This is a genomic window from Actinomyces sp. ICM39 (assembly GCF_000282935.1).
Lineage (GTDB): Bacteria > Actinomycetota > Actinomycetes > Actinomycetales > Actinomycetaceae > Pauljensenia > Pauljensenia odontolytica_B.
This window is the reverse complement of record NZ_ALCB01000051.1, coordinates 1-9,056: the sequence shown is the minus strand read 5'-3', so window position 1 is coordinate 9,056 and position 9,056 is coordinate 1. Positions and strand designations below refer to the sequence as shown.

Genomic DNA, 9,056 nt, shown 5'->3' with positions numbered 1-9,056 from the left:
CTCCCGCCCAGGCGCCCGCCGCGCCGCGCAAGACTCGCAAGCGCCGCGCTGCCGTCTCGACCGGCATTGTCGAGCCCGACGCGGCTCCCGCCCCCGTCGTCATCGACTTGCCCGCGCGCGCTGAGGTGAGCGCCCCGGCGGTGCCGACCAAGTCGACCGATGACATTGCGCTTCCCGAGGCGAGCGATCAGCCGCGCGTCAAGCGTCGTCGTCGCGCCGTATCGACCGGCATCGTTGACGCCGGTTAATGCTCCAGGCGCCGGGGGAGGGGCGATCATCCCTCCCCCGAGCGCAGGGTGTGGAATCGCACAGCACTTCACACCCGCCCGTGACCGTGCCGGCTTGCAATCCGGCGTGCGAATCGGCTAAATTTGATCGTCGGCGCAACAAGCGCCAACGGAATCATGACAATGAGACAAGTCCTCGGCAGTTTCGAGGCGCGATTCCGGTTACGAATACGAGAAGAGATGAGCTCCAACGTGGTCTACGCGATCGTCAAGGCTGGCGGCCGGCAGGAAAAGGTGTCCGTCGGTGACGTCGTCGTCGTCGACAAGCTGGCAGAAGAAATCGGTTCGAGCATCGAGCTCCAGCCGCTGATGCTGGTGGATGGCGACGCCATCACTGTTGACGCAGCCAAGCTGGGCAAGGTTTCCGTCAAGGCTGAGGTTGTTGACTCGGCCAAGGGCCCCAAGATTTCCATCATTAAGTACAAGAACAAGTCGGGCTACCGCAAGCGCCAGGGACACCGTCAGAAGATGTCGGTCGTCAAGATCACCGAGATCGCCTGAACCCGACGTTCCCACGAGCAGAAAGTAGCAACTGATGGCACATAAGAAGGGCCTTGGTTCCTCCCGTAACGGTCGCGACTCGAACGCGCAGCGCCTCGGCGTGAAGCGCTACGGCGGCCAGCTGGTCAACGCTGGTGAGATCCTCGTTCGTCAGCGCGGCACCCACTTCCACCCTGGCGACGGCGTTGGCCGTGGCAAGGATGACACCCTGTTCGCCCTGCGCGCCGGTGCGGTTGAGTTCGGCCGCAAGCGCGATCGCAAGGTCGTCAGCGTTTCGCCGGTCTCTGCCTGAGACCGCGCGCATAAAGGGCGTCCGGCGTTGCCGGGCGCCCTTTTCAACATTCATTTTCAGTCGTCAGGAGCAATAGTGGCAGACTTCGTGGATCGCGTGACTCTGCACGCGATGGGTGGCAACGGCGGTAACGGCGTTGCCTCGATTAAGCGTGAAAAGTTCAAGCCGCTGGCCGGCCCTGACGGCGGTGACGGCGGTAATGGCGGCTCGGTCATCCTAGAGGTGAGCGAGCAGGAGACCACGCTGCTGAACTACCACCGCAGCCCGCACCGCCGTGCGGATAACGGTACGCCCGGCATGGGTGACTTCCGCCAGGGAAAGACCGGCGCAGACATCATCTTGCCGGTTCCCGAGGGCACGGTCGTCAAGTCGATGTCGGGCGAGCTGCTCGCCGACTTGACGGGTGCGGGCGCCCGCTACGTGGTCGCCGAGGGTGGCCGCGGCGGCCTGGGCAACGCTGCGCTGGCATCGAAGGCTCGTAAGGCCCCCGGCTTCGCCCTGCTGGGCGAGCCCGGCGAGGAGCGCGACGTCATCCTTGAGCTGAAGTCCGTTGCGGACGTGGCTCTCGTCGGCTTCCCGTCGGCGGGTAAGTCATCGCTGATTGCGGCCCTGAGCTCGGCGCGCCCGAAGATCGCCGACTATCCCTTCACGACGCTGGTCCCGAACCTGGGTGTGGTGTCAGCCGGCGATACGCGCTACACGGTCGCCGACGTCCCTGGCCTGATCCCCGGTGCCTCCCAGGGACGAGGCCTCGGCCTGGATTTCCTGCGCCACATCGAACGCTGCGCCGTCATCGTGCACGTGCTCGACACCGCCGCCTTCGAGACCGATCGTGAGCCGGTTGAGGACCTGCGCATCATCGAGGCAGAGCTGGAGGCTTACCAGGGTGACCTGACGCAGGTCGAGGGCTACGTGCCGATCATGGAGCGCCCCCGCGTCATCGTCCTCAACAAGATCGATATTCCGGACGGGCGTGATCTCGCCGAGATTACGCGCCCGGACCTGGAGTCTTTCGGCTGGCCCGTCCTCGAGGTGTCCGCCGTGTCCCACGAGGGCCTCAAGGAGCTGTCCTTTGCTCTGGCCGCGATCGTTGAGGAGGAACGCGCGAAGCGTCCCGCCCTCGAGGCCGCCCGCCCCGTCATCCGTCCGAAGGCCGTCGGGCGTAGCGTGGAGATCACAGTGCGCAAGACCCGTAAGGATGGCGAAGAGGTCTTCCAGGTGCGCGGCGACAAGCCGGAGCGCTGGGTGCGTCAGACCGACTTCGCGAACGACGAGGCCGTGGGCTACCTTGCGGATCGCCTGAACGCCGCGGGCGTCGAGGACGAGCTGATGAAGGCCGGCGCGGTCGCCGGCGACACCGTCGTGATCGGCGACCTGGACGGAGGCGTCGTCTTCGACTGGGAGCCGACCCTCACAACCGGACCGGAGCTGCTGGGTTCGCGCGGCACCGACCTGCGCTTGGACCAGAACGCGCGCCCGAGCCGTAAGGAGCGCCGCGAGGTGTACCACCAGGTCATGGATGCCAAGACCGCTGCCCGTGACGAGCTGTGGACGGAGCGCCAGGCCGGGCACTGGACCGACGCGTCGGATCAGTCATGAGCGGAGTGTCCGCGGCTTCTCGCATCGTCGTTAAGATCGGCTCGTCGTCGCTCACGCGCGAGGACGGCGGCCTGGACCTGAATCGTATCGACTCGGTCGCGCGCCTCGTGGCGCGTTGGCGCGGGGCGGACCGCGAGGTCGTCATCGTGTCGTCGGGCGCGGTCGCAGCGGGCCTTGATCCGCTCGGCTTTACCTCCAAGCCGAAGGACCTGCCGAGTGTGCAGGCCGCCGCCGCGATGGGGCAGGGGCTCCTGATGGCACGGTGGACAGCCGCCTTCCAGGCGCACCACCTGGATGCCGCTCAGGTGCTGCTGACGACCGACGATGTCATGCGCCGCGACCACTACACGAACGTGCGCGCGTCGCTGACGCGACTCCTCGGGCTCGGTGTTGTCCCGATTCTCAACGAAAATGACGCGGTGACCACCCGCGAGCTGCGTTTTGGCGATAACGATCGTCTTGCCGCGCTCATTGCCCAGATGATCAAGGCCGACGCCCTCGTGCTGCTGACGGACGTCGACGGCCTCTACACGGCTCCTCCGGACCACCCGGGCTCGAAGCTGATCGAACGTGTCGAGAGCGCGGACGACCTCATGAGCGTGCTCGTGACGGGTGCGGGCTCGCGCGTGGGCACGGGCGGCATGGCAACGAAGGTGCAGGCCGCGATGCTGGCGACCACCAGCGGCATCGGCGTGCAGCTCGCCTGCGCCGATGCTCTGGAGTCGGTGCTCGCGGGCAAGAAGGTTGGCACGTGGTTCGAGCCTTCCCAGGAGCGTCCGGCCTCGCGCCGCCTGTGGATTGCCCACGTGGCACCGTCACGCGGCGAGATCATCGTTGACGAGGGTGCTGCGCATGCGATCACGGTCGGCAAGAAGTCTTTGCTGGTGGCCGGCGTGCGCTCGGTGCTCGGTCACTTCGAGGCGGGCGATGTCGTGGATGTTGCCTCGCCGACGGGTCTTGTCGCTCGAGGAGTCTCTGGATACGACTCCGACACGCTGGCCGAGATTGCCGGTTCGGGGACTGCCGAGCTGGCAGCAGCCGGACACGAGCATCCCCGGCCCGCGATTCACCGCGATGACCTGGCGGTGTTGGGCGACGCATTTTCCGCGCTGAGCGCTGACTGACGCGGCTTGAGGCGCTGACGTGTGTCATCATGGCCACGTGAATACTGCTGCAGATATTTCCCAGGTGACGGATGCCGCCCGCACGGCTGCTCGCGCTCTCGCGAATGCGACCACGCAGGCGAAGAATCGCGGTCTTGAGGCGATTGCCGCTGCGCTGGTGGAGCGCAGTGACCAGATCCTGGCCGCTAATGCTGAAGATGTCGCCCGCGGTCGCGCGGAGCAGATGAGCGAGGGCCTGCTGGATCGCCTCGCTCTGACCTCCGGTCGTATTCGTGGAATCGCCGAGGCCGTCCGCGAGATCGCGGGTCTGCCCGACCCGATCGGTCAGGTCGTTCGCGGAATGCGCACCGACATCGGCCTGCGCGTCACGCAGGAGCGAGTGCCTCTGGGCGTCATTGGCATCATTTACGAGGCCCGTCCGAACGTGACGATTGATGCCGCGACACTGGCGATTAAGGCCGGCAACGCGGTCGTGCTGCGCGGCGGAAGCGCCGCGCAGTCCTCGAACCGCGTGCTCATCGAGGTGTGCCGCGATGCGCTGACCTCCGTCGGCCTGCCCGCCGACGCGATTACCACTGTGGATCCGTGGGGACGTGCGGGCGCGCGTGCGATGATGCGTGCGCGTGGCGCGATTGACGCGCTGATTCCGCGAGGGGGAGCGGGGCTCATTAACGCTGTCGTCGAGGAGTCGCGTGTTCCGGTCATCGAGACCGGCACCGGGAACTGCCACGTGTACGTGGATGCCTCCGCCGACCTGGAGGCAGCCGAGGCCATCATCATGAACGCCAAGACGCAGCGCGTGGGCGTGTGCAACGCGGCGGAGACACTCCTGGTTCACGCCGACATCGCTCAGCGTTTCCTCGTCGCTGCCGTTACTCGCCTAACGACTGCGGGCGTGACGATTCACGCTGACGAGGCCACACGGGCCATCGTCGATGGCCAGCCGTCGATTGACGCGGACATGATTGTTGACGCCACCGAGGTCGACTGGGAGACCGAATACCTGTCGATGGACCTGGCGGTGCGCGTCGTCACCGATGTTGACGAGGCGATTGAGCACATCCGTCGCTATTCCTCGGGCCACACCGAGGGAATCGTTGCCTCCGACGTCGCCGCCGTGCGTGCGTTCCGTTCGGGCGTTGACGCGGCTGCGATTGCTGTGAACGCGTCGACGCGCTTTACGGACGGCGGACAGCTGGGCCTGGGCGCCGAGGTTGGTATCTCGACCCAGAAGCTGCACGCGCGCGGACCCATGGGCCTGACCGAGTTGACCACGACCACGTGGATCTACGAGGGAGAAGGAACGATCCGCCCGTGAGCGCGCAGGATAACCACACGGCGCAGGCCTCCGACGAGGCCTCGATCGAAAAGACCACCGAGGCCACAGCAGGGGCCACCGCAGCCCCGGCCTCGCCCCAGCATCCCCCGCGCGCGCTGCGTCGGCGCCGCGCGATCGGCATCATGGGCGGCACCTTTGATCCGATCCACCACGGTCACCTCGTTGCGGCCTCGGAGGTCATGGACGTCTTCGGCCTTGACCAGGTCGTGTTCGTTCCGGCCGCGATGCAGCCCTTTAAAGCTGGCCGTCACGTGACCTCGGCGGAGCATCGCTACCTGATGACGGTCGTTGCAACCGCCTCGAACCCTCGTTTTGCCGTGTCTCGCGTGGATATTGACCGCGGTGGGACGACCTACACGATCGATACGCTGGCGGATCTGTCTCGGGAATACCCGGACTCGGATTTCTACTTCATCACGGGTGCTGACGCGCTGGCGCAGATCGCGCAGTGGAAGGACGCCGATAAGCTCTTTGAGCAGGCGCACTTCATCGGCGTGACGCGCCCCGGGCACAACCTGTCGGATCCCGGCCTGCCGCACGAGTCCGTGTCGCTGCTGGAGGTCCCCGCCATGGCGATCTCGTCGACGGACTGCCGTACGCGCGTCGAAGAGGGCAAGCCGGTGTGGTACCTGGTGCCCGACGGCGTCGTCCAATACATCAACAAATACGGCCTGTACCGGTCCTAACCCAAGGAGAAACGTGAGCCTTCCCGACGCTACCGCAGAACTGGCGAGCCTGGTTGCTCGCGCCGCGCATGACCGCGGCGGCATCAACCCGGTGCTTGTCGACGTGACCAGCAAGCTCGCCCTGGCGGATGCCTTCGTGGTTGTTTCGGCGCCGACGGACCGTCAGGTGCGCGCCATCGCCGAGGACATCATGGATCGTATCTGGGCCGAGCATCAGCGCCGCCCCGCCCACATCGAGGGGCGTGCGGAGGGCACGTGGGTGCTCCTGGACTACTCGGATCTGCTCGTCCATGTCCTGTCCGAGGACGAGCGCGAGTACTACGCTCTCGAGCGCCTGTGGGGCGACTGCCCGGCAGTGCCGATCGACGTTGACACTGACGAGGCTCGTGCCGCTGCCGCGGAGCGTGCGGCTGCACACGGTGCGGAGGCCGCGCAGTGAGTGCTTCGCGAATCGTCCTGATGCGCCACGGGCAGACGGACTTCAACCTGGCGCGGCGCTTCCAAGGGCGCATCGATAAGCCCCTGAACGAGGCCGGACGATCCCAGGCAGCGGGCGCCGCCGGTGTGCTGGTGAGCCGCCTGTGCGAGCCGAGCGCCGAGGTTGGCATGATTGCCGCCGAAGATGGGCGCAGCTACGACGACGGGGGAGTGCGTATCGTGAGCTCGCCCCTGGGGCGCGCGGTGGATACCGCGACAATCGTCGCGCGTGTGTTCGATATCGCGGGCTACCCCTGCGAAGGGCCGGAGCTCGATGAACGGCTCACGGAGCGCTTTTACGGGAGCTTCGAGGGCAAGACCTACGAGGAGATCGCCAGCGAGCAGCCCGAGGCCTACGCGCAGTATCGCGCGCAGGGGGAGTGTGACCTCGCCGAGGTGGAACGCTCCGAGGTCGTGGGTGAGCGCGTTCGCGATGCTGTCTTGGAAGCGGCACGGGCATGCCGCGGGGACCAGTCTCTGATCGTCGTTTCGCACGGCTCCGCGATCGCGCGTGGCATCGTGTCGCTGCTGGGCCTGGATCCGGCGGTCTTCAACGGACTGCGAGGCGTGGACAACTGCCACTGGTCGGAACTCGTGCCCGTAGGGATGTCGACCTCCAAGAGCGCAGCTGTGACCGGGTGGAGGCTTGCCTCGCACAATATTGGCTCGCGTGAGGACATCCTCGGAGCATGACGACGCTCGGGCCCCTCGTTGCCGCAGATTACCAAGGTTTTTATCAGTTGTGACGAGGGGCACTGCATTGGATTTGCGCAATTGTCCGAGTGTTCGCTATTATTTATCAGGTCGCCAGGGCGACGAACTAAATAACGGGGCTATGGCGCAGTTGGTAGCGCGCTTCCATGGCATGGAAGAGGTCGGGGGTTCGAATCCCCCTAGCTCCACAGAAAATTTCGACATCCGGTTTCGGATGTCGATTTTTTTTGTTGCTTGAGCAGTGGTCGCGCTTGTGGTTGCAGCTTGGTCAGTTGTTTTATCTGAAATATAACGTTTTGGTATCGGCATGTGGGATGTTCAAAATCTGTCAAACCTAAAAAGCGTTGCAAAACGGTGTATTTGCCTGTAATTATTTACTCAAAAAACCTTGAAAAACAGCGTACCGCATGGAAAGATTTGTCTGTCTTTGTCTCATAGTGATAGGCCGGTAGCCAATGTCGTTCCAGCTCACTCGCACCCATACCTCGGTGGTTCTCGCCGCCACGACAATAGCAGCATCCCTCGTTGTTATCCCCACCCTCGCTGAGGGGACGGTGACGTCAGAGGATGCGTTCTGCAACTCTCTGTCCGGTGCGGAAGGCCGCATTACCGCGGAATATAACCCTCTGCTTGCCAGCTACGCTGCTGCAGCGGCAGGCAGCTCCTCTGTTTCCGCCGCCGATCCTGCGCGCGAGGCTGAGCTTCGTGCAGCTCTGGCTGATGCTCAGGCGGCCCTCGAGGCCGCTCAGCAGGCGGCGCTCCAGTCCACTCCCTCGGCTGGCGATGCCGCTGCCGCAACGTCGGCCACGACCGATCGCGGCCTCGACTGGGTTGACTGGTCTCAGGTCGACGATGCCACCCAGGCGCGCATCATTGAAGCGCTCATCGTTCAGAAGATGAATGCTTACCGTGCGAATGCTGGCCTGCCTGAGCTGGTTGTTTCTGACACTGTGACCACGGATGCGCGCGCGTGGAGCCAGCATATGTCCGACACGGACAACTTCAATCATGACCCCGACTATAAGTACTTCGGTGCGGGCAAGCTCGACGGTGGTGATACGTCCTACGCGGGCGAGAACATTGCCTACAACCACCGTGAGAACTTCGGGGACAAGTGGGGCGCCTACGGCACCACCAAGAACCCGATGCAGGCTGCGGATGCACTCTTCGATCAGTGGAAGAACTCCTCGGGCCATGACAAGAACATGCTCGCTCAGAACAATGTCGTGGGCGTGGGCGTGCACATCGCTAAGCACGGACAGTTCACCCGCATCTACGGAACGCAGAAGTTCTATGCGATCACCGGCGGCTCGCCTAACGTCTCCCGCTTCCACACCACGGGCGACACCGCCTCCGCCTACGGCTTCAACGGTGGCGCTTTCAATGCCGACAACACGAACTACGTCTCCGGTCTGGCTGGTGGCGGCGATGCGCAGCGTGCCAACTCCTGGCAGAACAAGGTGGGCTCGCTTCCCGGTGTCGCCCTCCCTGTCGACGTGTCGAGCCTTCCTGCCAAGGCTGGATCTGCTACTCCCTCGACCTCGACCCCCGCTCCCGTTGCGCCCACTGCTGACGCCGATAAGCAGCAGGCGGTGATCGACGCTCAGACCTCCGTGAACGAGGCCCAGGGTGCACTCGACGCCTACCTCGCTTCCGTGGCCGATGAGAAGCCGGCAGCGAGGCTCGCTGACATTGATGCGGAGCTCGATCGCGTCGCTGACTCCATCGCCGCCCAGACCTCCGTCCGTCCTGAAAAGGATGGTGGCGTGACTCTGAAGGCTGGCGGCCAGGCGGGCCGTTACCTGACCGCCGCTGAGTATCGCGAGGCTCTGACGCGCTGCACGACGCTGTCCGTCGATGCCTCGGATCGCCCTGTAAACCCGTCGATCGGTGAGGGCGAGCAGACGCCTGCCCCCGGAGCTGATGCTCCCGCCCCGCAGGATCCGGCCACCCAGACTCCTGCCCCGCAGAACCCTGTGACCCAGGCTCCTGCCCCGCAGAACCCTATGACCCAGGCTCCTGCCCCGCAGAACCCGA

The 9,056-nt window shown here is 65.0% G+C and carries 9 protein-coding genes, 1 tRNA gene and 1 pseudogene; all 11 read left to right on the top strand.

Annotated elements, in window-relative coordinates; all coding sequences use genetic code 11:
- Nucleotides 1–248: pseudogene (locus HMPREF1137_RS02830) on the top strand (hypothetical protein); the annotation flags it as partial.
- A 219-nt stretch (nt 249–467) separates the two neighbouring features.
- Nucleotides 468–788 carry a 50S ribosomal protein L21 gene (rplU, locus tag HMPREF1137_RS02825; protein WP_003796298.1) on the top strand — a complete coding sequence of 107 codons (321 nt, stop codon included), beginning with the start codon at nt 468–470 and terminating at the stop codon, nt 786–788.
- A 34-nt stretch (nt 789–822) separates the two neighbouring features.
- Nucleotides 823–1,080, top strand: a complete 258-nt coding sequence (gene rpmA / locus HMPREF1137_RS02820; protein WP_003792637.1) for a 50S ribosomal protein L27 — start codon at nt 823–825, stop codon at nt 1,078–1,080.
- Between the two features lie 75 nt (nt 1,081–1,155).
- Nucleotides 1,156–2,679 (top strand): GTPase ObgE, encoded by a 1,524-nt coding sequence (obgE, locus tag HMPREF1137_RS02815; RefSeq protein ID WP_007588672.1) that lies wholly within the window; start codon nt 1,156–1,158, stop codon nt 2,677–2,679.
- Nucleotides 2,676–3,803: a glutamate 5-kinase gene (gene proB, locus HMPREF1137_RS02810; protein ID WP_034496494.1), complete on the top strand. Its 1,128-nt coding sequence runs from the start codon at nt 2,676–2,678 to the stop codon at nt 3,801–3,803. Before obgE ends, proB begins: the two co-directional genes overlap by 4 nt.
- 37 nt (nt 3,804–3,840) lie before the next feature.
- Nucleotides 3,841–5,121 carry a glutamate-5-semialdehyde dehydrogenase gene (locus HMPREF1137_RS02805; RefSeq protein ID WP_007588687.1) on the top strand — a complete coding sequence of 427 codons (1,281 nt, stop codon included), beginning with the start codon at nt 3,841–3,843 and terminating at the stop codon, nt 5,119–5,121.
- The gene (gene nadD / locus HMPREF1137_RS02800; RefSeq protein ID WP_007588676.1) at nt 5,118–5,828 is read left to right on the top strand and encodes a nicotinate-nucleotide adenylyltransferase; all 711 of its coding nucleotides are present in this window, start codon (nt 5,118–5,120) and stop codon (nt 5,826–5,828) included. Before HMPREF1137_RS02805 ends, nadD begins: the two co-directional genes overlap by 4 nt.
- Before the next feature lie 13 nt (nt 5,829–5,841).
- The gene (rsfS, locus tag HMPREF1137_RS02795; RefSeq protein WP_007588685.1) at nt 5,842–6,267 is read left to right on the top strand and encodes a ribosome silencing factor; all 426 of its coding nucleotides are present in this window, start codon (nt 5,842–5,844) and stop codon (nt 6,265–6,267) included.
- Nucleotides 6,264–6,998, top strand: coding sequence for a histidine phosphatase family protein (locus HMPREF1137_RS02790; protein ID WP_007588671.1), 735 nt, complete (start codon nt 6,264–6,266; stop codon nt 6,996–6,998). The genes rsfS and HMPREF1137_RS02790 overlap by 4 nt, the downstream gene beginning before the upstream one ends.
- Nucleotides 6,999–7,134: 136 nt before the next feature.
- Nucleotides 7,135–7,207, top strand: a tRNA-Ala gene (locus HMPREF1137_RS02785).
- 267 nt (nt 7,208–7,474) lie between these two features.
- On the top strand, nt 7,475–9,056 hold a 1,582-nt coding region (locus tag HMPREF1137_RS02780), incomplete at its 3' end, for a CAP domain-containing protein (protein ID WP_007588677.1).